This is a genomic window from Mucilaginibacter sp. P4_C11 (assembly GCF_056402115.1).
Genome location: NZ_JBFUIA010000042.1, coordinates 18,479 through 41,793 on the forward strand (window position 1 = coordinate 18,479; position 23,315 = coordinate 41,793).

A 23,315-nucleotide genomic window follows, 5' to 3' on the forward strand; every position below is an offset into this window, starting at 1 on the left:
TTAATATTTTGAAAATGAATAACTGATGCCCAGGGTATAAGTACGCGGTGCGGCGGCATTGTAGGTATCGCCGTACTGGTTACTGGTTACCGTTGTAGCATAAAGTTTATTGGTTAAATTTAATACATTAAACCAGATGCCCGCCCCTTTTAGCACATCGCTTTTAACATCATAACCTACACGCAGGTTGTAAATATTATACCCACTATACGTTTTGGTATTTGCAGGGTTGGTATAGTACTGGTTAATATGCTGCCACTCGCCTGCTACCCTGAAGCCTCGCAGATAGGCTGGCTTGTAAGTAAGTTCGGAATTGGCAATCCAGGCCGGGGCGTTGTTCATGCGGTTGCCATCGTACTTAATTACCGTGCTAGTGCCAGTGCTGTAACTGGTGCTTACTTCGCTGTAATTAACATAGGTGTGGCGTGCATTGGTGCCGCTAAACCTAAAAGTTAATTCATTAACAGGGGCTATAGTTAGCGAGTACTCCACCCCACGGTGACGGGTAGCGCCTGCGTTTTGGTTCTGCGTAGTATTATCGGGCAAAAGCTGGCTGATAATCTCATTACGGCCCTCCAGGTCAAATAAACTCATTTCAAAATACAGCAGTTTATTAAAGGCTGAAAACCAGCCCCCTATTTCGTAGTTATCAAACGTAGCCTGCTTTAGCGGCGTTAACTGTCTTGAACTGTACAAATCGCCAGTTTCTGGCGGCTGGAAACCTACGCTGTAATTGGCATACAAACCTTTGTTGCTGCCTAAATCATATGTCAAACCCAGCTTAGGCGCCACAATGTTAAAGTTATTGGTTTCCTGCTGTTTGTATTTGGTACTACCGGCAGGCAGACTATTGGTAAAATCGTAATGCACTCTATCATACCGCAAACCAGCCACTATGCGCAAGGCTTCGACGGGTTTAATTTCATATTGGATATAAGCGGCCGTGTTGAATAACCTGATACGGTAATCATCAATATACTTGCCGGTATTGGTAAAGCTGGTGTAGTAGTTATTCTGCACATCCTTATCAATATCAAGGTATTGGGCATAGTACGAACTTGGGCTATCATCCACATAAATCCCTCCTATAAGCCTGGAATACAGAAAATCAAAATTGACCCTATGCTGTGCCAACAAGCCATAGCTCTGAAAACGCTGATCATTCACCTGCCCGTTACTGCTCAGGTAGTTGCCTGTATTGTCCCTAACGTCGGATATGAAATAGCTTGGCAACTGAGCCGTTGAATTATGGCGGAAGAACAGGGTCACAAAAGTGGCGTTATTTCCATTCCACTGATGATCCAGCCTGGTGCTGGCCCTGAACGACTGGACCTTGCGATAGGTAAAACGCTGATTAGCACCGTAGCTCCTGTTATAAAAGTGGGCACTGTCAAGGCTGCCTGGCGTTTGGGTATTGAGGTAATTATATGCTGCAGAAGTGGTTAATCGTGTACCCGCATTAAAATCATACGTAGTTTTAAAGTTGGCCGAATACTTATCAAAATCAGAATAATCCTGCCAGCTGTCTTTTTGGCGACCAATGTAACCCCCTATATAAAGGCCGAATTTGCCTTGCGTAAAACCGCCATCTGCATCAACCCGGCGGTAGTGATAGTTATCGCCACGGATAGAAACGTTGCCCGCATAACCCGAGGGTGGCCCTTGAGTGATAAAGTTTACAGCGCCACCAATGGAGTTACTGCCATACAATGATGATGCCGGCCCTTTGATCACTTCGATATCCTTAACGCCCGACATGTTAATCTCGTACAGCGAGTTATGGTTAAAAATCCCCGTTGGGCGTATTGGTAAACCATCCTCCATGTACAGGTAAAGGGCGTTGTAAGTAATGGGCTGGCGGATAGCCATAGTATGCTGCTCGTTCCCCAAATCAACCATATAAACGCCGGCTACTTTGTTGAGTAGCTGGTACAGGGCTGTTGCTTTGGTATCTTTTATCTGGGTAGAGTTTATTTTGCTGATGGCAATTGGTGCATCCTGCCTCGCCTGCCCCTCCCTGCTGGCTGTAACTACTACGGGCTGAAGGTCTAAGGTAGATGGCACCAAAGCGACATCTGCCTTGCCGCCGGTAACGTTAACTACTTGTGTACTATAGCCAACCATTGTTACTTTAATTTGGCTGATGCCGGAATTTACAATAACGTACCGTCCTTTGGCATCGGCTACCCCCAGCTTTTCGCCGCTGGTATTGGCGATGATAGCACCGGGCATGGTCTCGTGGGTATTGGCATCGGTTACCATAACCTGTATATTAATCTGGCTGTAAGCCAGGGTGTTGAGTATTAAAAACAATATAGATAGAATGAAAAATCTCTTCATGTATTAAGTATGGGGAGTTACCTCCGATGGATAAATAAATTGTATCCGGATGAGTGATTTTAATTAGGTATTGCAAACGTAGCGCGGCAACCTCGTCGCAAGCAAATCGAATGGGCAAGGCTACAAGATTGCTTCGTCGTTCCTCCTTGCAATGACAATACAGGAGAATATAACAACGCCTGCGCAAAAGCGTACAGCAACGCCATATCAATCAAAAAACATCCGGGAAAAAATGAGTGGAATTTATCCTAACTGCGGGGGCTGAAAGATCACTGCGGCCGGGGTTGGTGGCAGGCAGTCATCATACGGGGTATCAATTACTTGCAACAGGCTGGAGTGGAATTTCATGTCAGTACTACTGACAACAAATACTTCCTGGAAGAGGCTCTTTTGCGACTGCCTTTCGTCGCTGGCCTGCTTATCATCAGCCTGTTTGATCTTTTTGGCGAAGTAACATTTGCCATCGCAATGCACGGCGGGCTTATCCCGGTTTTCGCAAAGGGTGGTGGCAATGTAATTCCTGTTCAGTTCAAATCCCGCGTATACAAAAAATCGCGAGAAATTGACCGCTGCCAGCGAAAAGATCAATAAATAGGCTGTTATACGTTGCAGCATAATGCCGCAAAGGTAGCCGCTGTACGGTTAAGAAACAACCAGGGTGTTCGGTTTTTTGCGGGAATACAAGGGTGTTCGGACGCAAACATTATTAACTAACTAAATTACAGAGCATTAAGTGTTTTGCGAAAAAGCACTTTACGTTATTTTGACCTGATAGAACTGATTTTACCAGAATCATTGTAGCTTTATGCAAGTATGATAGCTATGTTTTGCTGAGTGAATTTATCAACAGTAACCTTTTAAACAAAAACAGCACATCCTATTAAAATGCCAATCACACACCTAAACCCAATAACAGAAAATTTCAAAAATAATTTTTTATTGATGACCTTGCTTCGATATGGATTTCATATCACCGTTTTCCTGGTTTTTTACTTCATCGTCGACCGTTCGTATTTTCCGGTACAGCAGTATTTTGTGCAATGGCTATCAATACAACGATATGTCACCCCGGTATCGGTGTCACAGTACGTCTTTAGCGCTTTAGTGTTTTTTTCGGTAGTATGTTACCGGGCCGATTACAAGATCATCCGGAAATGTATGCTAAAAGAATATGAGATCCTTTATCTTTTGGCTTTGGATGCCTTTTGCTTGTTGTTAGCTACTTTGGTTATGGTTTGTTTTAACAACCTGGTTTACAGCCGGAATCAAATCATAGATACCTTATCCCTGAATAGTATTTCAACCGTTCTGGTGTTGATATATCTTAAGGATTGGATTTTTATCAGGATGCAAAGCCGACCATGAAAGTATTACTAAGCCAAAAGATGGGCCTCGGTAGTGAGTTTTGCTATTAAATAGAATCCGCCACTGCTATCCAACACCGAATGTATAACATCTAAAGCCGAAGTTTTCCTCCATTTCAGGTATTTTACATCCGGTGCCCGATTTTAAATTTTGCTATTATACGTTCGCCTGTCGCGCTTGGCCGTTAACTTTTACCCCTGAACATCGAGAAAATCCAGATGATGATAGCGATAACTACAATTACGGCTATAACACCTACAACTGCACCGGCTTTAAAAATGCCGCCGATAACTGAACAACTGTTTAATAGTGCCATAAGGCAAATAATGGCTGGTAAATAGATTTTTTTCATGGTTTTGTTTATTTGTAACTGTTATTTAAAGTTGTTGTATAACACGCAGGTTAATAGCTATCGGGGTTTTGCCACAGGGCCGAATTATCCCGTACATGGCTAAGGCCTTCTATTACCTCTTCCACTTCATCGATATTAAGCTCCAGCTCGCCATCAGCAGTGTAGCTAAAAACATGTCCCGGTTTTTCAAAGGTGATAAAACCGTAATAATTGGGATCGTCGATCCTTTTTAAGTGAAGGGTACTTTCCCGCGAACGTTTTTGCTGTGGTGTGCTGATGCCGTCATCAACAAATATGCTGTAAGTGAAGGTGAGTATAGCGTGACCATCCAGGTGCGCTATAGTATCCGGGATAACTATTAATTTTTTACGATTTTGTAATGTAAGGTTAATGGGTGTCATGAATTTTACTTACCAAAAAGCTCTCCAATCCAATAGTTAAGCTGTAATTGAAAGGCAACGCGCTGTAAGGATATTTTTATGTATATTAAAACAGAATTGGTTGTAGCAGTACCTGGAATCTCTGGTTTATAGTAAAAAGGCCGCCACCAGGGCAGCCCTTCCATGAGTATTTTTTACTACTTGCGCCTGTTTAAATAAGCTTCTACATCCTTAGCGGTATTACCTGCTACGGCCACTGCGTTTTTTAAAACTTCGGCGCTTACGTTAAACTTTTGGCTCCAGTATTCCACTTCGTAATTTTCGCTAATGTTTATCAGCTTGCTATCCGGGTTCCCGGTGATGGTTTTATCGTCCATAATTACAAAATTTTATAGTTCACCTTCTGCCGGTTCATTTGCTGCCTGCTCGTTGGCATAGCTTTCGGCTATTTCGGTTAGCAGGGCATCGGCGGTTTTTTCTTCGTCGAGCGTTAATACCAGGGTTTCGGCAATGTCATAATAGCCCAGTGTTTTGGCTAATGCTACCATGCCGCCGTACGAGGCAATTTCATAATGCTCGGCTTTTTGCCCGGCAAATATCAAGCCTACATCGCGTTGCGCTGTGCCCTCTTCTGTAGCATCGATGATCTCATCGCCTTCATCAACTATACCTGCCATCGCATCGCATTTTCTTGATTCCGGCTCCAAACCCAAAATGCCAAAAATTTGTTCCAGTCGGCTAACATGCGTTTCTGTTTCGGCCAGGTGGTCTTCAAAAGCGGTCCTCAATTCCGTCGAGGTAGCAGCTTCAGCCATTTCGGGCAGGGTATCTACTAATTTGTTTTCGGCCCATAGTAAATCTTTCAATTCGTTCACAAAAAATTCCATCAATTTTGAATTGCCGGTTTCTGCATCCATTTCTTCGGTATACACACCTTCGGCCTGTACATTTTCATATTCGGGTGCGTAAGCTTTTTCCTGTTCAAAAATTGTGGCGTCGCTTGTATAAGCGGATGCAGCCGTACCAGCGCCGGGATAAATACCTTGCACGGTGCCTGCCTCATCGCCACCGCGGTAATCGTCGCCATCGGCGGCAGCTTGATCGCGTAAAGATTTAATCAGATTATGACCTTCGATAATACCACGTTGCTGGGCCTGTAATACCTGCACCAGTTCGGGATTAAGCTCATTATCCGGGTCAAGTGCCGATTCGTAGGCCGATTTGATAGCATCTTCCCCACGTTCGCACTCGTTCAGGATGGCTTCCCTATCGCTGCCCGTAAATGCCGATTTAATATCGAGCCAGGTACGGTGTAAGGCGCCCGATGTGCTTGTGCCCTCGGCAACATCATCGTGATATTGTTCGGCAATGCCCGTTAGTTCGGCCGAGTACTGCTTACTTTCGCCTGCCAGTTTAGTAAAAACAGAGATAAGTCCGCTGTCTTGTTGGTCTAAATCGCGGCTGGCTTTTTCAAAGCCTTCCACACGGTCGTTGTTAATCCGGATCAGATCATTGATCACATCCAGTGCTTTTTCAGAAATTTCCATAGGTGTTTGTTTGTATATGTGTTGATTGGTAAATGCGGTGTAACCTGGCCCACGCAGGTTTGTATTTGCTGGCTCCGCCTCATCATGGTGCTTAAGCTTATCCACTATAGCAGCTACGCGCTCCTTACGGTGGTTTATTTGCTCCTGGCTCTCATTGTCAAGGCAGGTATAATCTTCGGGCAATCCGGGTGGAGTATTCATGTCAGCCATATCCTGTCTTTTTGTTTAAAAATTATAATCCCCTGATTCGACTTTATTCATCTTCAATTTCCACTTTTATTTATTTATAAATAAATTATTCTACTTATAAGAAATATTAGCGTGATTAGATAACTACCGTAAAAGGATTATGTTTTGAGCGATTGCAAATAATAGTTGGAATTATTACTATTTGCCAACAACGATAAATTATTCCGAATCAGAAATTAACCAGGCGTTAGCATGCGGGCTAATTAGCGTGAGAGGCAAAGGCGGATAAGAGGCTAATCCTAAACGGCTTTAACCGGGTACTTGAGCCAAGGTGGTTAGCCGATTAAGTATGATATTCTATTGAGTATTGAGTCGATGGGGTTTAATCCTGTCGCTTGTACCAGTGTCTAAGCCCCGCGGATCTATTCAGAATAAACCGCGTGTTCTATAAGCGCACGCAACCGTCCGCCTGCGAACGTTCAATAGCACAACAAAATCAGCAAATTACTACCTTTCAATTAGTTATAAAACTGGCATGATTTTGTTACCCTATCGATTCAATTACATTGTGGCTATGCTAAAGAATTATTTTAAAACCGCCTGGCGAAATTTGTTTCGCAACAAGTTCTATTCGTTAATCAATATAACCGGCCTTACTGCCGGGCTGGCCATTGGCATATTGATATTGCTTTGGGTACAGGACGAGTTAAGTTTTGATAGCTTTCATAAAAACGCTGATAACATTTACCGCGTAGAGCTTTTTGGCGGCACGGGTGCCAGTAAACAAATCTGGCAAACCACGGTAGCTCCTATCGGGCCATTGGCTAAACAGGAACTCACCGATGTGCACGAGCAGGTACGAATTACCCCCAACTGGTTTTTCTCGTTATATAAATACAAGGAAAAAGTTTTTGGCGAACAAAGCGTAGGCTTTGCCGATCCTTCGCTATTCAGCGTGTTTGATTTCCCGCTTATTGAAGGCAATACCGCCAGGCCATTTCTTAATGATAACTCGGTTGTCATCACCAAAAACACCGCTCAAAAATATTTCGGCAACGAAGATCCCATTGGCAAAGTGATTGTGGCAGAAGGTAAGGAAAACTTTACCGTGAGCGGGGTTATCAACGATTTTCCGCTTAACTCCAGCATCAACTTTGATATGCTTATGCCCATGAGTTACCACGTTAAATATATACTGGAACACGGCAAGGTAGATGCTAACACCGATTTCAATAATTACTCTTATCAAACCTATTTTAAACTAAAACCGGGCACATCGTTAAAAAAACTCTCGGCCGATTTGTTCAGGATCCACATTAAGCATCGCGCCGAAGATACAGATGCCGACTACCTGCTGCTGCCCATCAATAAAATGCACCTGTACAATGCCGACGGCACCGATCACGGCATCCAAACGGTTCGCATTTTTGTTATCATAGCTTTGGTAATACTGCTTATAGCCTGCATCAACTATGTGAACCTTTCTACCGCCCGCTCGCTTTTGCGCGCCAAAGAGATTAGCATGCGCAAAATTATAGGAGCGGCCAAAGTGCAGCTATTCATGCAGTTCCTGGTCGAGACCACCCTGCTGTTCGCCATCGCCACCCTGTTTGCCTTGTTCGCCATATACCTGCTGATGCCGGTATTTAACCAATTGGCTGGCAAACAACTGGTACTTAACCTGCTCGATCCGCATATCTGGCTCATCGTCAGCATAACAGTAGTGGCTACCCTGGCCCTATCCAGCATTTATCCAGCCATGCTGCTGTCATCTTTTGAACCATTAAAAGCGCTTAAGGGCAAAATAAACGGCAGCATTGGCGATGCCATGTTCCGCAAAATACTGGTGGTAGTGCAGTTTACCTTTTCGGTAGTGCTTATTGTGAGCACTTTGGTTATCACCCGGCAATTAAAATACATCCAATCAAAAAATTTGGGGTACGATAAAAGCCATGTTTTTGGGGTTTGGATGCGCGATGCCTCAAAACATTACGATGCCGTGCGGGCCGAGCTTTTGAAGCAGCCCGGTGTAGAAGGTGTAACCCGCGCAACCGGCAACATTATCAACAGCGGCGGCAATATCTCGGGCGACAACTCCTGGGATGGCAAAGCGCCAGGCCAAACCTTTATCCTGCACCCTATGGGGATAGATAAGGATTTCATCTCATTTTTCAAGCTAAAAATGCAGCAGGGAAACACATTTAGCGGTGCTGTGGCCGACTCCACCCATTTTATCCTCAACGAAGCAGCCGTAAAAGAAATAGGCCTTAAAAACCCCATCGGCAAACGCTTCCGTTTTCAAAAAACTAACGGCACTATCATTGGCGTAGTAAAAGATTTCCATTTTGCCAGCATGCGCGAAAAAATTGCGCCGGCCCTCTTTTTTTACAGACCAGCCGTTTATCAAACCTTATATATTAAAGCCAACACCAAAAATGCCGCTGCAGCTATAGCCGCGGCCGGCGACCAGTTTAAACAATACAACGGCGAGTTCCCTTTTAGCTATAACTTCCTGGACGAGATTTTCAACAACCTTTACCAGGGCGAACAGCGCGAAGGCACCCTGTTTAACTACTTTGCAGGCATGGCCATACTGATATCCTGCCTGGGCCTGCTGGGCCTTGCCGCCTACACCGCCCAGGTGCGCACCCGCGAAATTGGTGTACGCAAAGTATTAGGAGCCTCAGTTGCCGGCGTTATAGGCCTGCTGGCTAAAGATTTCATCAAGCTGGTACTCATAGCCATCGTAGTAGCCTTCCCGCTGGCCTGGTATGCCATGAGCAACTGGCTGGATGGCTTTGCCTACCGCATCCCGATCCACTGGACTGTTTTTGTGTTAGCCGCATTTATAGCTATCGTTATCGCTTTTGTTACCATCAGTTTTCAATCCATCAAAGCAGCGCTGGCTAACCCGGTGAAGAGTTTAAGGAGTGAGTAAAGGCATGATTTTACATCCGTCTCACAGGGTATCTCGATATATCTACGGGATATCTTGCGGCGACGGAGTGAAAAAAAAATCGCTGTCGGAGATTGGAAATCCAGTGTTCGACATTATTTTTCACTTCTGTTTTGCTTAACCTAATAACGTTGTTTCAAACAAGGAAAACCCTTCTTCTATTTAGGTTGCGAGTTAATGTATAGCAGAACTTGCTCCATATAGTATTAGCAATATTTTTCTTACTTTTAGCAAAACCTTTTCATGAAAAAAATTTACGCATTACTATTTATTATACTTCCTGGCCTAACTTTTTATTCTTGTAAAAAAGATCCATCAGAAAAAAACGTCAACAAAATTACCGGAGAGTGGAGAATTGATTACCGCGTTTTTGAATTTTACTCGGGAACCAAACTCATGGATACTTACACTACTAAGTACGATAAGACCAAGCCGGAATATACAGTTTTTAACGAGGATGGAACTGGCAGTTTTAAAGTATCAGGAGAGGTTAGTACTAAATTTAGCTATGCTATGGCAGACGCCATAATTAACTTTACCAACGCATCCTATTTTTACAACAGCAAATGGTATCCATTAAATGATTTTAAGTATACGATCATTACATCAAATGCTAATGAATTGTATTACTCGACAGAAGGCCCTGTAGTCAGTCCCAGTTTCTATGATAAATATATTACACGTGTTCATTTAGTAAAGTAATATTTGACCCGGCGAAATTGCATCCGGGATTTAGTTGTGCCCGCAGGGACAAAAGATTAATACATCTATTGGGCTAACTAAAATTTATAACCGGCTACCAGGTTTATGCCGCCCCGTTTCAGAAAATTATTTTCGGCTCCCAATTGGTTAAACACATCGTTAAACTGGTATAAAAGGCCAAAAGCTATATTTGCAGGGGCTCCCTTTTGGCCGGTGATAACGCCCAATCCTACGTTTTGACGCGGCTGGTAACCAAAAAACTGAAACCTTGTGTATCCCCCCACCCCTACCTGGTTATTTAAAAAACCGGGAAAAACAAAAGCATCCATATTTAACTTTACAGCGGCTGAAGTATGGTAACCGCCTGAAAACCCTGACTTTTTACTTTTAAGTAATGTTAAGCTGGTATCATGGGCGGTTACTGTAACAGATTGATAAACATCCACTGGCTTCAAATCACTTAAATTGTTAATCATACCCACGCTTGCCGATAGGCCCAACAAAAAGCCTGCAGGCTTTGCCGCAGTTGTTTGCCCGATAAGATTATAGCCAAAGCTTACCGATGGGCCAATAAATGAACGGTTGGTAAATGTGTTGGTATTATCGATTTTCAGTATATTGAAAAACGAGGTGCTTAATTTAGCAGCAATGTAATATTTATGGAGATTACTACCCCATCCATAATCGCCACCTATATCTATAGTAGGTTTAAGTTTATTTCCGTCCAAAATGCTGGCCGCGCCGTCAGTCGATTTAAATTTGATATTGGCATCCCAGAATGTTGTCTTAGTTCCAAGTGATGTAAGCGCTCCAATATTTGCCGTAACACTGGCATCTCCCGCGTTAAAAGATAGCTGATTGGCCCCTACATTGAGTGTGCCGGCCCCACTTTTATCCTGTAAAACATTAGTTTGGCCAAATGAATTTAAAACGCCTAAAAAAAGCGCTGATGTAATAATTATCTTTTTCATTTTTTTAGCAATTGGTATCGGTTTCACGAATAGATATATTTGGCTCGTCATCTCCGGGTACGTCACCTGTTACACCGTTGTCCTGGTAACACGCTGCTGCTGCGCCAACTTCCTTAATCACGATGTCCCACGTGGTTCCTTTTAGGGCTCCGCATGCCAAACGGACATGCAAGGGTGGCGTATAATCCACAGTAAAACTGCTGTTTGTCCAGGTTACGCCGCCGTTGGTTGATTTTAGGCCGACAATTTTATTATCGAGCGTCAGATCTACAAAGGCAAACGATCCTCCGTCGGTACCTTTAAATGTTATGCTAAATGTTTTTTGCATGATATACATTGTTTAATTGGGTTACAGATTGTTAGTGCTCGGCAAATGATGAACTATAATGAGCGCAACTATCATCATTAAAATGGCAGCCAGTATAAATAGTAGTGATTTCTTGTTCATTTTAAGCGGGGATTGAATGATCCAAACTTCGGGAGATGTATGACCGGCTTTTAGCGTGCTATATCCCTTTTTGGCAGGGTGTTTTTACGGTACTGAAAACCGTATAAGTATCTGAAGTACTTTAGTTTGCAATATTGGAACTTTGGAGTTATCAATTCACAACTTTTAACTATATTTAAACACCAACCCAAATCTTAATGTCATGAAAAAAATCCCCCTTTTATTAGCAGTGATCACGCTGATGTGGTCATGTGGAGGCTCTTCAACTAAAAATTTAAATGATTCTACTAAGGCTACTGACCAAATTGTTGAAAAGGTAATGCCGGTAGCTCCACCAAATGATTCATTGTCGTTAAATAGGATGCCCAAAACAACCGTAGTAGGTTATGCACAGTTTTTTGCAGATAATATTCTTGATAAAGTGGCACCACGGGGCAAGATAAGTACCTGGTTTAGCCATGATGCAATAACCGAAATGGTACGATTGCTTAAATTAAAAAGAAAAGGAGCGGCAAGTAATGTCAAAGGTGAAGCTGATGGATTTCGTGTTTATTTCATAGCTTCAAATGCTGACAAATCCGACCTTTCTTTTGCCATCGTTGCCACAACTTATGCAGGATTGGATAGTAAGGGATTTGAAATCCACAAAGATTATTATATCGATCCAAATTTATTTACAGCTTTATCTGGGATTAATGAGGAAAGACGCATAGGTGATTGCGATGGAGGCGCATTACTTTACGTAAGGTGTTTCCCTCCCCATTGCGACGATCAAGATTGTACCGTAGTAAGTGATGATCATAGAATATCCAGGAGTTACGGAGAAAGAGCTGCAGGAGCTTCTGGTAACAAAAATATCAATACCAAAAGTGTGTGGTTTGATTTTGAATTTCTTGAAAGTTTAAGTAAAATATCGGGTAATGATTTTGACGGTATACGTATTTATTTAGCTAATTATGGAGATCACGATACTGATGGAGAGCCAATTCCAAGTGAGGTTGACGAATATGGTAACCAAGTAAGGCTTAACCGTGATGCGGTTGTTATCACGCCAACCAGATATCATACCTACACAGCCAATGGCTCGCTTCAAGTGAACAAAAAGATTCACGATGATGTTTTTGATTGCACAACAAGCAGCCCAAACTTTTCTAAAACACTTAGCTCGCATAAGAAGAATGTGATTGACCACCTGACTAGCAAGAACAGAGACACTTACGACAACGGCGAACTTTGCCCCAGCCACTGCAACTAATATTATACAATGTTAAGTGACTACTACTCTTTAAACACCATTTGCGAATTTATTTGCGCGGTAATTGCCTTAATATGCTTGAGAAAGGACAAGGCACTGGAATGGCGTTTATTGGTGGTATTAATGATAGCAACATTTATTTCCGAAACAGCAGGCAAGATTGTGTTTATGAATTCGGTTTCAAAAAGCAACCATTGGGTATATAATATTTTTATCCTGTTTCAATTGGTGATTATGAATTTTATGTTTGCCTATCTTTTTAAACGGTACGCTTTCTTTAAGAAGATATTAATTAGTGGAATAATTATTTTAGGCCTTTGTTATGCATTTGATATGTATAACGAAGGCTTTTTTAAATATAGTAATCATACATTTTCTGTAATGTCGGTGTTATTTGTGCTATATAGCCTTATTTACAATTACGTGCAATTTCAGGCGGATCAATATGTCGATCTGCGATTTTCTCCGGAATTTTGGTGGACGGTAGGTGTTTTATTCTATTTTCTTGGAGTTACAGCCTGCAATTTATTTGACGATGAATTGTATTCAATAATGTTTTATGACCATCACCTTACTTATTACATTTTTAGAGTACTTAATATTTTATTATATGGTTTCTGGAGCTATAGTTATATCTGCAGAAAATGGCGAGTAACGACAACATAAAAGTACTGGTTATTACAGGGACGGTGATATTCATGATCTCACCTGTATTTATAGTGCTTTATATTTTAGCTTATAACAAACGAAAAAAAAAGGATTTGGAGGAGAAAGAACAGATGGAGGAGAATTTCAATAACGAACTAATCAAAACCCAGCACGAAATCCGTGAGCAAACCATGCAAACCATCGGGGCCGATTTGCATGATAATGTGGGGCAGCTTTTAAGCCTTACCTCGTTCACCCTAAAGTCAATTGCCTACGGCGAACCGGATACGATGATGAAAAAGGTGACCGACGCCATTGAACTTACCTCACGGTCGATACAGGAGATGCGCCTGCTGGGTAAGCTGTTACAGGGCGAACAGTTAATAGGCATCGGTTTAACGGAAGCTATAAAACAAGAAGTAAAATGGCTGGAAAAGACCGGGCAATACCATGTTAATTACCACGACGAGGGATTAAGCGGATTAACTGCCAACCCCGAAAAGGACCTGATTGTTTTCAGGATAGTTCAGGAGGTGCTCAATAACGCCATAAAACACGCGCAGGCTACAGCCATTGGCATTACGTTAAGCTATCACAGCGGGCAACTGCAACTGAATATTACCGATAATGGCATTGGTTTTAACCTGGCCGAAATACAGGCCGGCCAAATGGGCATGGGACTGCAAAACATTCATAAGCGTGCTGTACTTATTGGCGGGCAAACTACTATCAACTCCGCCCCCGGTGAAGGCACCCATATTCACGTTTTTATTCCGTACCCGTAACATGCAACAAAACACAATTATAAATATTGCCATTGTAGACGATCATACCTTATTCCGTAACGGCGTAGCCGCGCTGATGAAAGAATTTGGTGAGCTGAATATTGTTTTTGAAGCCGGCAACGGCGAACACATGCAGCAGTTTTTAACCAACAGAACGATACCCGATGTGATTTTAATGGACATTAACATGCCGGTTATGGATGGCTACGCTGCTACCGCCTGGTTAAAAAACCACTACCCCCAGGTTAAGGTATTAGCCTTAAGCATGTATGAAGATGATAAGGCTGTAATTAAAATGATCAAAAACGGCGCTTGTGGTTATGTATTAAAAGAAGCCGACCCGCGCGAAGTGTTCAATGCTATAAAAACAGTGTTTGCCAAAGGTGTTTTCATTAATGAGATGGTGTCGGGCAAACTGATGCGGTCCATGACCAGCCAAACAGCCGAGGCTTCATTTTCAAAAAACGAAGTGGAATTTTTAAAACTCTGTTGCTCGGAGCTTACCTATAAAGAAATGGCCGACAAAATGAACATCAGTCCACGCACCATTGATAATTACCGTGAGGCCCTGTTTGCCAAACTGAACATAAAATCGCGCACAGGCCTGGTATTGTATGCCATTCAGAACCAAATCATCAAGCTTTAGCTGGTAGTATTAGACAATACTTGTTGTTATGTACAATGGTAAAGCACGAACAATAACCCCGTTAGCGGCAAACCATGACCAATATTAACAAAATGATTGTAGCTTTATACCAAAGCACCATAACGGCATTTCCATTTCTGTAAACGACGATAATGGTACTAAGCAATTTGCATACCCCTGCCGGGTATGCTATTTTGGGTCAAATTTCAAGTTTCGCAAGTTCAGTTAAACCAGTAATAAAGCTTTTACCATGAAAAAACTTATCTTCTGTTTTACAACAATGTTCCTTGTTGTGTTGGATAGTAAAGCGCAAACAACAATCTCGTTGGCGGCAAATGATGCGGGAAGGGTGTTTGAAGGGATTGGGGCTGTAAGTGCCGGCGCTTCTACTCGTAACTTGGTCGACTATCCTGAAAAGCAACGGGCTGAAGTTCTTGATTTTCTTTTTAAACCAAAATTTGGCGCGGGTTTTCAGCATCTTAAAGTTGAGATAGGAAGTGGCGAGAATTCCACATGCGGCAGCGAGCCTTCGCATGTTGTCACACGCGCAGAATTGCTGAATCCCAAACCCCGCGGTTATGAATTTTGGCTGATGGCCGAATCGCGCAAACGTAACCCGAAAATCATACTTGACTGTTTGCCCTGGGCTTATCCTAATTGGGTTGACAATCGTTTTTCGCAGGCATCTGCCGACTGGATTGTTTCCTTTTTAGACGTTGCCCGCAAAAACTATCATTTGAATATCAACTGGATATCGGCCGGTCAAAACGAAATGGGAACTGATTTAAATTGGATAGCCAAAAATTTACGCCCAACGCTAAATGCCCATGGTTTTGCCAAAGTAAAGCTGCAGGCTCCGGATGATGATAGCGAATTCTGGCAGGTATTTGATAAACTTGAAAAAAATGCGGTGTATAACAACCTGGTTAATGCAGTGGGTTATCACTATGTGGACGGTCGTGAGCCCTGGGATATTGATCAGAAAGGAGGCCGCGACGCGACGGAAAAAGCCAAACGATCGGGCAAGCCTTTATGGGCCAGCGAGGAATGGAGCCAGTCGGGACAGGAATGGGGAGGCAAAGGCACCATTTACCTGGCCCGGCTAATGAACAAATTATATAGCCGCGACCGTATTACCAAATTTGAGATATGGTGTCCTGTTGATGGTATTTATGACCAAATTATTTGGGCCAATACCGGCGCATTACAAGCCGACCAGCCCTGGAGCGGCCATTACACCATCTGGCCTTCGGTATGGGCAGTGGCTCACACCACCCAATTTGCCGAACCCGGCTGGGTTTATATGGATAAAGCCTGCGGACAATTTGATGCAACTACCTGGCGCGGCAGCCATGTGGCATTGCGGAATCCCCAAACCGGCGATTGGTCGGTTATCATAGTCACCGGCCAAAAACAGCAGGTGAAGCTGGATATTGGTGAAGGGCTTAAAAAAGGCCCGGTTTATATATGGAAATCGACCGCGAAAGAGCAGTTTATACAGCAAAGGCCGTTGCGGTTAAACAATAATTCGGTAGAAGTTGAACTGGAAGGTGATGCAATTTATACCTTAACCAGTACCACCGGGCAAACAAAAGGCTCCCATGGTACGCCGCCCGAAAGTAAGCCCTTCCCGTTTCCCTATACCGAAAATTTTGAATCCTATGCTGCCGGAAAAACACCACGCTACTTTTCTGATCAGAAAGGTACTTTCGAAACTTGCAAATCACCCAAGGGTGGGATCTGCCTGGCACAAATTGTACCTAAACAGGGCATTTTATGGTATGATAACTGGCTATTGAAGCCCCACTCGCTATTTGGCGACCTTAACTGGAACGATTATGCCATAGAAGGCGATGTATTAATTGATGGCGGCGATGTTGAGTTAGGCGGTCGCTACGCCGACCGCGAAAAGTTGGGCATACGCTGGATACTTACAGGAGATGGGCGGTGGCAGCTCAATTGGGGTTATAATACGCTTGCTTCGGGCCAGATTGAGAGATTTGCACCTGCAGCCTGGCACCACCTGCGCCTGGAAATGAAGGGCACACAAATTACCGGCTTTATTGACGGTAAAAAACTGACGACCATTACAGACGAGTCGCATTTAAAGGGTGGGGCATTCATAGCAAGTACATACAACCGAAATTTGTTTGACAATATTCGTGTGGAGCCAATTTCCGGGGAATAATGCTCCGGAGCTGCATGCTATGTAATAAATATGCAACTCCCGGATGTTTAATTTCATCCGGGAGTTTTTTGTATACCCGCAGTTCGCGTTAAGGATTGCAGTGAAAAGCCCACAGCGCGGGCTGACCGGGGCGGCAAAGGCAAGGCGAGGACTTGCAACGGAAAGCCTGACCGCCGCTTCTACCAGCGGGGGGAACGCACTGTTTAGTATCAAGTATTGAGTATCAAGAATCAAGACGGCGCTGCCTTATTTCATCACCGACAGCACCTGTGAGACGGGCAAATAGCTTGCAAACAGCTTATGGATTAAATTGCTAAAGAAAATCATCGTTTTTTTTTAAAGCCTGAAGTACGTCATCGGTATTTAAAACGGTGGCAAACTCGTTGTTAATTTGTGCCAGCGCGGTTAAATGAATGGTTTCGGCATCGTAGTGTTCGCCTTTGATGCCGGTTTTGGCAAAGGCGGCGGTAGCATCGGCCACTACAAAGGTGTGGTAGCCAAAGTTGCCGGCCATACGGGCCGTGGTGGATACGCAATGTTCGGTAGTAAGGCCAACTATAACCACGGTATCTATGCCCGCAACATCCAGCTGTTGTTGCAGATTGGTGCCGATAAAGGAGCTGTTCACCGATTTTTTGATCACTGTTTCGCCGGGCAAAGGTTTCACAATTTCTTTGTGCGCGTTGCCGGGGTTGCCCTCGGCCAGCAGCGAGTTAGGGTTAGCCGAGCAATGTTGGATGTGGAACAGCGGCAGGTTATTTGCCCGCCAGTAATCAAGCAGTTTGCGGGCATTAACTTCGGCATCGGGGTTATTGCGTTGGCCGCCCCAATAAGGGATATTATCAAAACCCTGCTGTATATCAACGAGTATTAATGCAGGGTTGGTGTTCTGTAGTGTTTTCATACCCCAAAATTGCAGCTTTGTAAGGGCCGTAATTTTGTTGTGAGGCTTTATTTGTTTGTTTTTATAAGGCCGGTTAAGTCTAAAGTACTAAGTCGTAAGTCTAAAGTTATTTTTTTGATTTAGAACTTAAGACTTTGGGCTAAAAACTGTCCGTCAATTTTATGGAAGACACGACACCAGTTCGTTACGCGCGCTTTTGGGCGAAGCACCAAACTTCTGCTTATAAACTTTCGAAAAATGCGAAATATTTTCGAACCCGCTGCTATAAGCCACCAGCGATACCGGATCGTTCGAGTGCTTTAACTGGTACTCGGCATACTCCAGCCGGCGGTTAAACTGCCATTTTACTGGCGTGGTATTAAAACGATCTGTAAACTCTTTTTTAAACGCGCTTACACTCCTGCCGGTGAGTTTGGCCATTTCGGCTATGGAAAGCTGCCTGTTGAAATTGGTTTCCATAAAGTAAGCCAGATCAACCTTTTTATTACTTACCAGGTCTTTCAAAAACGAGGCAAAGGTTTTTGATTGATCGCCCGATAAGATCTGCAATAGCACCTGGTGGGCTGCAAACTTAACAATGCACCTGGAGTAGTTTTGCGGCTGTAAAATGTGCTGCATAACCTGGGCTACATTGGCTTTTATAAATTCGGAAGTTTTAAAAGTAAATGGAGGCAAATCGGCACACAGTTTTTCCTGTTTAAATTCGGGCACGTGGCTTTCTAAAAAGTAATCAACAAACTCATTCTCCATAAAAATGAGCAGGCTGGTATAATCATCAGACGGGAACAGCTGGTAATTGCCGCGCCGCCTGAACTGGATATCGCCGGCCGTTAGGTGTTGTACGTAGCTACCATACCTAACATCAATGGTACCCGTTAAAATTACTTCAAGGCAATGCGCGGTTTGCAGGGTATCATCGCACCTGAAAGGGCGCTTTTTGTCAATGATGATTCCGTACATATCAGACAATCGCAACCTGATATGCGAATGATGATCAAGCAGGTCTTTAGGGATTTGTATCATCGCTACACATTAATTTTCACTAAGCTACATGTTGGCATTTATCTTTTTTACTTTTTTGATTAATTGTAACAAATGGATGATAAAAGCTGATGGGTGCCTTGCCGGTGCTGGTTGCGTTATTTATACTCCGGTTTTACTTATCCTATTGAATTTAATGCTATTTTGGTACCATTAAAAAAACCTGGTCATAAACCATAACACCTACCCTGCCATGAAAAACTCACGTTATTTTTTTATATTTTCCTGTTTACTGTTATTTGGCTGTACCGGCGCTAAAAAACTGGCTGATGCCAGTAACGACGGCAAAGGCTGGAAGAAGCTATTTAACGGAACCGATATAAAGGATTGGTTTGTAAAGATTAACCATCACCTGGTGGGCGAAAATTATGGTAATACATTTAGGGTAGAAGATGGCATAATCAAGATCAGGTATGATCAGTATGGCGAGTTCGACAATCAATTCGGCCACCTGTATTACAAAACGCCATTTTCGCACTTTAAACTGCGGTTTGAGTATCGTTTTGTTGGCAAACAGCAAAAAGGCGCGCCCGACTACACCCTGCTTAACAGCGGCGTTATGTTTCATTCGCAAGACCCCAGGACCATGCTTAAAGACCAGGATTGGCCAATATCCATAGAAATGCAGTTACTGGGTGGCCTTGGCGACGGAAAACCGCGCCCTACAGGCAATATGTGCTCGCCCGGTACCGATGTGGTTTATAAAGGAAGGGTTTGGCCCGACCATTGCATCAGTCCGACATCGAAAACCTATGATGGCGATCAATGGGTAAAAGGCGAACTGATTGTTCTGGGCAACAAGTTAGTTACCCATATCATCAACGGCGATACCGTACTGCAATACTCTAAACCCTCTATTGGAGGCGGCGTGGCCAATGGTTATGATCCTAAATACAAACAGGACGGAAAGTTATTGAGCAGCGGCTTTGTTGCTTTACAAAGCGAGGGCCAACCTGTTGATTTCAGGAATATCGAGATTAAACAGCTGCCGGATACGGAACGGTAAAATAGGCCCGCACAACTTAACCCGCTGCCATAGTAGCGGTTGGTTGCAGCGGGATAACAAAACTAAATTTGGTACCGATGCCTTCTTTGCTGGTTACCCAGATACGGCCTTTACATTTTTCGACAAGGTCTTTACAAAGCAACAGCCCCATACCTGTGCCCGATTCATTGAGTGTGCCGCTCTTGCTGTCAACCTGGCTTTTGAATAGCTTATTAGCCCTGGCAAGCGGCATACCCATGCCGGTATCAGTTATCGTTACCAACACGTTTTCGTCCTGCTCAGTGGCGGATACTTCGATAACATCACCAGCGCCAGAAAACTTGATGGCGTTGGTAATTAAGTTCCTGACAACTATTCTTATCGAATTAGGATCGGCCAGGGCCAGTAGTTCTTTATTGCCGCTGCATACCACGGTAATGCCCTTAAAAGAGGCCTGCTCAGTATGGTTTTTAATTTCCGACTGGATAATATCATCTATTGAAAAACTTTTGCCGGATGCGTTGAAATTCTCGAGCTGGCTATTGATCCAGAATAGAAGTGTATCAAGAAAATCAGATGTGTAATCGAGCTTTCGTATTACAGATGGGATCATCTCCAGCATCTCCTGGTGGCTGATAGATTCGTCGGACAACAGGTCAAACAAGCCGCGTAAGGTACTCAGCGGCGACCGCAAGTCATGCGCCAATATGGATATCAGCTTATCTTTCAGTTTATTCAAATCGTTCAGCTTTTCGGCCTGTTCGTCTATATTCACCTTTTGCTCCAAAACTTCATTGTTTTTGAGTTTAAGCTGGGTGTTTATTTTTAACTGCTGTTGCTTTTGCCGGTAATACAGGAAAGCAATTAACAACACAGCCGTAATAATTATAAAAAATATAATGTTTAACAGGTCTTTATCATGTAGTTTTTGCTGATAGAGCAAGGCATTTGCCTTTTGCTGCAATAATTGCTGCCGCTGTTTTTCAGCATAGTTATATTGGGTTATGTACAGGGTAAACTTTTGAACACTTTCATCTTTCCGGAAAGTACGCTTCATGTTGTCAAAATCTCTTTGGGCGGCATATGCCTCTTTGTACAATTTAAGTCCGCCAAGGGTTTCAATTAATTGAACAGCGGCATTTGTGCGCAGCAAAACGCTGCCAATATGATCGGCAAGGGTTTTGGCCTGCAGGGCAAAACCATAAGCTTTAGCGTAATCGTGGTTTACATTGTAAAACAGGGCTGTATTAATCAAAGCAATTACCTTGTTGTAGTCCATTTGATTATCCGTAGCTACTTTTAGGGCCAGCTGCAGGTAGCCCAAAGCTTTGGAATTTTCCTTTTTACGAATATAACAAACTGCCAAATCGCTATTACAAGTGCTTATACCGTCTTTATCGTCCTGCTTTTGGTCGATAGCCAGGGCATCGTTAAGGTACTGAATAGCGTTGTCATACTTTCCCTGGGCCATTAATACTTCGCCAATGTTTTGTTTGGCTACGCTAATGCCACCGTCCGATTGCATTTGTGTCCAGGTTTGCAGTGCCTCGGTAAAATAGGTTAAAGCCTGGGGATAAATTTCCATGCTTTGCAGGATGACGCCTATGTTATTATAATCTGCCGATATTTTCTTTTTGTTATGAAGCTTTGTATCAATATTCAGGGCCTTAAAATAGTAATCAAGAGCAGTGGATGAGTGACCGAGGTTATCATAATTGTTGCCCATGCTTAAATATAAACGCGATAGGCCGGGCAAATCATTAATAGCAAGCTTAATTGGCAGCGCCTTATTGTAGTAACTTAATGCCTTTTGATAATCGCTCAGTTGGTAATACAAGTCGCCGTAAAGCTTATAACAATCGCTAATACCCATGACACTTTTAGCCCGGGTGTAAAGGGCCATACTTTCTTTAATGTTCTTTAATACGATATCATATTTAGATTGGCTGATGTAAACCGTTGTAACAGCCAGTAGCCCATCGGCAATGCCGGTGCTGTAGTTTATGCTGCGCGAAATCTGTGTTGCCTTTTGCCCGTAGTAAATGGTACTATCCGGATAGTATGAGGTATAGGCCACAGCCAGTTTATTTAAATCATTTATAACTGCCGTATCATTTACCTGCTTTTTGGCCGCAATGGATTTGAGTAATTCGTTTCGCAGGCTATCAGATTTTGCTTCATAACGATAGGCCCAGCACAAATTGCATAAAAAAAGCGATAAAATACTAAGCCATATTTTGGTATTCATTCAATCAAAAAAAATAGAATCAGGGTTATAAAGTAAAGGTTGTTTAAACTGTATCACAAACGCCATTGCACTTTTATGCAATTGCCCGCAGGATTTTTACGGCTTAAACAACATTTAAGTTATAAATATATAATTTTAATTTATTTAATAGTTGGCGTTAGTATTGTTAGCCAGAATAAATCACTTTTAAAATTCCTTAGCTTAAAGCAGCTGACTTAATGTGGACTCCCTTGCGATGAAGTTGGTTTTTAGCACTATCCGCTGAAAAGCAGCGTGGCTATTTGATTGCAGTCGGCCCAGCATTATTTCGGTTACCTGCTCCCCTATTTGCTTTACAGGCTGGGCAACGGCCGAAATAGATGGGCTAAATAATTCGAAATTGGTATTATCATCAAAAACAACGATACCGATGTCCCTGGCAACCTGCAGGCCAAGTTGCCTGATAGCTTCTATACCGCTCAATGCAAGGTAATTGGTAGAAAAAAACACGGCGTCGATAGCCTTTTGACCGGTTAAAAATCTCCTGATTTGTTCTACACATTTTGATTTCTCCAGGTCGTAGGGTATTTGTTTGATCCTTTGCAGTAGCCCTGAATCGCTTACCGCCTTTAGATAGCCGTTGGCGCGCTCTTCCATCTGGTTTTGCTTTGATAACAGCGTTACCATGGAAATATTTTTAAACTGCCGGGCTACCAGGTGCTCTACCGCCTGTAAGGCCCCGTTAAAATTATCAATCAGCACCTTATCGCAGTTAAGGGCGGGCACATCGCGGTCAAATACAACAACCGGGAAACCATCGGCTACCAGTTCCCGGATATAATTTTCAGTTCCGGGCGGCGGGGCGATGATATATCCGTCGACATTATGGTTTCGAAAGGCCTGCAACAGATCAATAGCCTGTACGGTATCATTCTCGGTACTGCCATAAATAACTCTATAACCCGAAGAGAGGGCTGACCGTTCGACAACCCGGGCAATTGAAGAAAAAAATGGGTCCGAAATATCCTCAACAAGCATACCTATAGTTTTGCTTTTGCCGGTACTAAGCCCAACGGCTATGCGGCTTGGCTGATAGCCTACCTTTTCAACATACTTTAATATTTTATTTTCGAGTTTGATACTAATACCATGTTGCCGTGCTTTGCCATTTAAAACAAATGAAATAGTCGATTTTGATACCTGTAATTGTTCGGCAATATCTTTTATAACTAATTTCTTCATCAGGTTTAACAGCAGGCTGCAATAGTTAATAAGTTAAAAGTTGGGCAACCTGTTGCTATGACAACTAACCGGGGGTTTTATACTCATATAATCATCATGTTAAATTAAAGTCGAAAGTCTTAAGCCCTAAGTCAGGAAAAAACA

At 43.1% G+C, this 23,315-nt stretch carries 20 protein-coding genes; 8 read left to right on the plus strand and 12 right to left on the minus strand.

Annotated elements, in window-relative coordinates:
• Together AC1DU2_RS27150 and AC1DU2_RS27155 are read right to left on the minus strand one after the other, a co-directional pair.
• Positions 1 to 2,340: a TonB-dependent receptor gene (locus tag AC1DU2_RS27150; protein WP_477388352.1), complete on the minus strand. Its 2,340-nt coding sequence runs from the start codon at positions 2,338 to 2,340 to the stop codon at positions 1 to 3.
• Between the two features lie 243 nt (positions 2,341 to 2,583).
• Positions 2,584 to 2,955, minus strand: a complete 372-nt coding sequence (locus tag AC1DU2_RS27155; protein ID WP_477368202.1) for a hypothetical protein — start codon at positions 2,953 to 2,955, stop codon at positions 2,584 to 2,586.
• A gap of 270 nt (positions 2,956 to 3,225) precedes the next feature.
• Between AC1DU2_RS27155 and AC1DU2_RS27160 the strand changes: the two genes are divergently transcribed.
• Positions 3,226 to 3,705: a hypothetical protein gene (locus tag AC1DU2_RS27160; protein ID WP_477388354.1), complete on the plus strand. Its 480-nt coding sequence runs from the start codon at positions 3,226 to 3,228 to the stop codon at positions 3,703 to 3,705.
• A 184-nt stretch (positions 3,706 to 3,889) separates the two neighbouring features.
• On the opposite strand, the gene AC1DU2_RS27165 is transcribed toward AC1DU2_RS27160, so the two are convergent.
• The 4 genes from AC1DU2_RS27165 to AC1DU2_RS27180 all read right to left on the minus strand — a co-directional run bounded on the left by AC1DU2_RS27165 (position 3,890) and on the right by AC1DU2_RS27180 (position 6,194).
• Positions 3,890 to 4,057, minus strand: coding sequence for a hypothetical protein (locus AC1DU2_RS27165; RefSeq protein ID WP_477388356.1), 168 nt, complete (start codon positions 4,055 to 4,057; stop codon positions 3,890 to 3,892).
• A gap of 50 nt (positions 4,058 to 4,107) precedes the next feature.
• Positions 4,108 to 4,458 (minus strand): hypothetical protein, encoded by a 351-nt coding sequence (locus AC1DU2_RS27170; protein WP_477368208.1) that lies wholly within the window; start codon positions 4,456 to 4,458, stop codon positions 4,108 to 4,110.
• Between the two features lie 176 nt (positions 4,459 to 4,634).
• Positions 4,635 to 4,814, minus strand: a complete 180-nt coding sequence (locus AC1DU2_RS27175; protein ID WP_477388358.1) for a DUF3606 domain-containing protein — start codon at positions 4,812 to 4,814, stop codon at positions 4,635 to 4,637.
• A gap of 12 nt (positions 4,815 to 4,826) precedes the next feature.
• Positions 4,827 to 6,194 (minus strand): DUF892 family protein, encoded by a 1,368-nt coding sequence (locus AC1DU2_RS27180; RefSeq protein ID WP_477388360.1) that lies wholly within the window; start codon positions 6,192 to 6,194, stop codon positions 4,827 to 4,829.
• A gap of 553 nt (positions 6,195 to 6,747) precedes the next feature.
• On the opposite strand from AC1DU2_RS27180, the gene AC1DU2_RS27185 reads away from it, so the two are divergent.
• Both AC1DU2_RS27185 and AC1DU2_RS27190 read left to right on the plus strand, forming a co-directional pair.
• Positions 6,748 to 9,111: an ABC transporter permease gene (locus AC1DU2_RS27185; protein ID WP_477388361.1), complete on the plus strand. Its 2,364-nt coding sequence runs from the start codon at positions 6,748 to 6,750 to the stop codon at positions 9,109 to 9,111.
• Positions 9,112 to 9,372: 261 nt separating this feature from the next.
• Entirely contained in the window at positions 9,373 to 9,831 is a 459-nt protein-coding gene (locus AC1DU2_RS27190) for a hypothetical protein (RefSeq protein WP_477388363.1), read from the plus strand.
• A 77-nt stretch (positions 9,832 to 9,908) separates the two neighbouring features.
• Here AC1DU2_RS27190 and AC1DU2_RS27195 read toward each other — a convergent pair whose 3' ends face one another.
• A complete protein-coding gene (locus AC1DU2_RS27195) occupies positions 9,909 to 10,802 on the minus strand; it encodes a hypothetical protein (protein WP_477388365.1) in 894 nt (297 codons plus the stop codon).
• 4 nt (positions 10,803 to 10,806) lie between these two features.
• Positions 10,807 to 11,130: a hypothetical protein gene (locus tag AC1DU2_RS27200; protein ID WP_477388367.1), complete on the minus strand. Its 324-nt coding sequence runs from the start codon at positions 11,128 to 11,130 to the stop codon at positions 10,807 to 10,809.
• A gap of 322 nt (positions 11,131 to 11,452) precedes the next feature.
• Here AC1DU2_RS27200 and AC1DU2_RS27205 point away from each other — a divergent pair, with 322 nt between their 5' ends.
• From AC1DU2_RS27205 to AC1DU2_RS27220, 4 genes are all read left to right on the plus strand, one after another.
• Positions 11,453 to 12,505: a hypothetical protein gene (locus tag AC1DU2_RS27205; RefSeq protein WP_477388369.1), complete on the plus strand. Its 1,053-nt coding sequence runs from the start codon at positions 11,453 to 11,455 to the stop codon at positions 12,503 to 12,505.
• A gap of 644 nt (positions 12,506 to 13,149) precedes the next feature.
• Entirely contained in the window at positions 13,150 to 13,938 is a 789-nt protein-coding gene (locus AC1DU2_RS27210) for a sensor histidine kinase (protein WP_477388370.1), read from the plus strand.
• Position 13,939: 1 nt separating this feature from the next.
• Positions 13,940 to 14,584 carry a response regulator gene (locus AC1DU2_RS27215; RefSeq protein WP_477388372.1) on the plus strand — a complete coding sequence of 215 codons (645 nt, stop codon included), beginning with the start codon at positions 13,940 to 13,942 and terminating at the stop codon, positions 14,582 to 14,584.
• A gap of 250 nt (positions 14,585 to 14,834) precedes the next feature.
• Positions 14,835 to 16,772, plus strand: a complete 1,938-nt coding sequence (locus tag AC1DU2_RS27220) for a glycoside hydrolase family 30 protein (RefSeq protein WP_477388374.1) — start codon at positions 14,835 to 14,837, stop codon at positions 16,770 to 16,772.
• A gap of 313 nt (positions 16,773 to 17,085) precedes the next feature.
• Here AC1DU2_RS27220 and AC1DU2_RS27225 read toward each other — a convergent pair whose 3' ends face one another.
• Together AC1DU2_RS27225 and AC1DU2_RS27230 are read right to left on the minus strand one after the other, a co-directional pair.
• Entirely contained in the window at positions 17,086 to 17,676 is a 591-nt protein-coding gene (locus tag AC1DU2_RS27225; RefSeq protein ID WP_477388376.1) for a cysteine hydrolase family protein, read from the minus strand.
• 159 nt (positions 17,677 to 17,835) lie between these two features.
• Positions 17,836 to 18,699, minus strand: a complete 864-nt coding sequence (locus tag AC1DU2_RS27230; protein WP_477388378.1) for a helix-turn-helix transcriptional regulator — start codon at positions 18,697 to 18,699, stop codon at positions 17,836 to 17,838.
• Positions 18,700 to 18,910: 211 nt separating this feature from the next.
• On the opposite strand from AC1DU2_RS27230, the gene AC1DU2_RS27235 reads away from it, so the two are divergent.
• Positions 18,911 to 19,723, plus strand: a complete 813-nt coding sequence (locus AC1DU2_RS27235; protein ID WP_477388380.1) for a 3-keto-disaccharide hydrolase — start codon at positions 18,911 to 18,913, stop codon at positions 19,721 to 19,723.
• Between the two features lie 16 nt (positions 19,724 to 19,739).
• On the opposite strand, the gene AC1DU2_RS27240 is transcribed toward AC1DU2_RS27235, so the two are convergent.
• On the minus strand, positions 19,740 to 21,950 hold the full coding sequence (locus tag AC1DU2_RS27240) for a tetratricopeptide repeat-containing sensor histidine kinase (protein ID WP_477388382.1): 2,211 nt from the start codon (positions 21,948 to 21,950) through the stop codon (positions 19,740 to 19,742).
• A 201-nt stretch (positions 21,951 to 22,151) separates the two neighbouring features.
• Complete coding sequence (locus tag AC1DU2_RS27245; protein ID WP_477388384.1) at positions 22,152 to 23,171, minus strand: LacI family DNA-binding transcriptional regulator; 1,020 nt, start codon at positions 23,169 to 23,171, stop codon at positions 22,152 to 22,154.
• Positions 23,172 to 23,315: the final 144 nt, after the last annotated feature.

What these genes read in the sequence shown, in the direction of transcription:
- AC1DU2_RS27150 (WP_477388352.1), bottom strand. Translation starts at nt 2,340, where the DNA reads ATGAAGAGATTTTTCATTCTATCTATATTGTTTTTAATACTCAACACC.
- AC1DU2_RS27155 (WP_477368202.1), bottom strand. Translation starts at nt 2,955, where the DNA reads ATGCTGCAACGTATAACAGCCTATTTATTGATCTTTTCGCTGGCAGCG.
- AC1DU2_RS27160 (WP_477388354.1), top strand. Translation starts at nt 3,226, where the DNA reads ATGCCAATCACACACCTAAACCCAATAACAGAAAATTTCAAAAATAAT.
- AC1DU2_RS27165 (WP_477388356.1), bottom strand. Translation starts at nt 4,057, where the DNA reads ATGAAAAAAATCTATTTACCAGCCATTATTTGCCTTATGGCACTATTA.
- AC1DU2_RS27170 (WP_477368208.1), bottom strand. Translation starts at nt 4,458, where the DNA reads ATGACACCCATTAACCTTACATTACAAAATCGTAAAAAATTAATAGTT.
- AC1DU2_RS27175 (WP_477388358.1), bottom strand. Translation starts at nt 4,814, where the DNA reads ATGGACGATAAAACCATCACCGGGAACCCGGATAGCAAGCTGATAAAC.
- AC1DU2_RS27180 (WP_477388360.1), bottom strand. Translation starts at nt 6,194, where the DNA reads ATGGCTGACATGAATACTCCACCCGGATTGCCCGAAGATTATACCTGC.
- AC1DU2_RS27185 (WP_477388361.1), top strand. Translation starts at nt 6,748, where the DNA reads ATGCTAAAGAATTATTTTAAAACCGCCTGGCGAAATTTGTTTCGCAAC.
- AC1DU2_RS27190 (WP_477388363.1), top strand. Translation starts at nt 9,373, where the DNA reads ATGAAAAAAATTTACGCATTACTATTTATTATACTTCCTGGCCTAACT.
- AC1DU2_RS27195 (WP_477388365.1), bottom strand. Translation starts at nt 10,802, where the DNA reads ATGAAAAAGATAATTATTACATCAGCGCTTTTTTTAGGCGTTTTAAAT.
- AC1DU2_RS27200 (WP_477388367.1), bottom strand. Translation starts at nt 11,130, where the DNA reads ATGCAAAAAACATTTAGCATAACATTTAAAGGTACCGACGGAGGATCG.
- AC1DU2_RS27205 (WP_477388369.1), top strand. Translation starts at nt 11,453, where the DNA reads ATGAAAAAAATCCCCCTTTTATTAGCAGTGATCACGCTGATGTGGTCA.
- AC1DU2_RS27210 (WP_477388370.1), top strand. Translation starts at nt 13,150, where the DNA reads ATGGCGAGTAACGACAACATAAAAGTACTGGTTATTACAGGGACGGTG.
- AC1DU2_RS27215 (WP_477388372.1), top strand. Translation starts at nt 13,940, where the DNA reads ATGCAACAAAACACAATTATAAATATTGCCATTGTAGACGATCATACC.
- AC1DU2_RS27220 (WP_477388374.1), top strand. Translation starts at nt 14,835, where the DNA reads ATGAAAAAACTTATCTTCTGTTTTACAACAATGTTCCTTGTTGTGTTG.
- AC1DU2_RS27225 (WP_477388376.1), bottom strand. Translation starts at nt 17,676, where the DNA reads ATGAAAACACTACAGAACACCAACCCTGCATTAATACTCGTTGATATA.
- AC1DU2_RS27230 (WP_477388378.1), bottom strand. Translation starts at nt 18,699, where the DNA reads ATGATACAAATCCCTAAAGACCTGCTTGATCATCATTCGCATATCAGG.
- AC1DU2_RS27235 (WP_477388380.1), top strand. Translation starts at nt 18,911, where the DNA reads ATGAAAAACTCACGTTATTTTTTTATATTTTCCTGTTTACTGTTATTT.
- AC1DU2_RS27240 (WP_477388382.1), bottom strand. Translation starts at nt 21,950, where the DNA reads ATGAATACCAAAATATGGCTTAGTATTTTATCGCTTTTTTTATGCAAT.
- AC1DU2_RS27245 (WP_477388384.1), bottom strand. Translation starts at nt 23,171, where the DNA reads ATGAAGAAATTAGTTATAAAAGATATTGCCGAACAATTACAGGTATCA.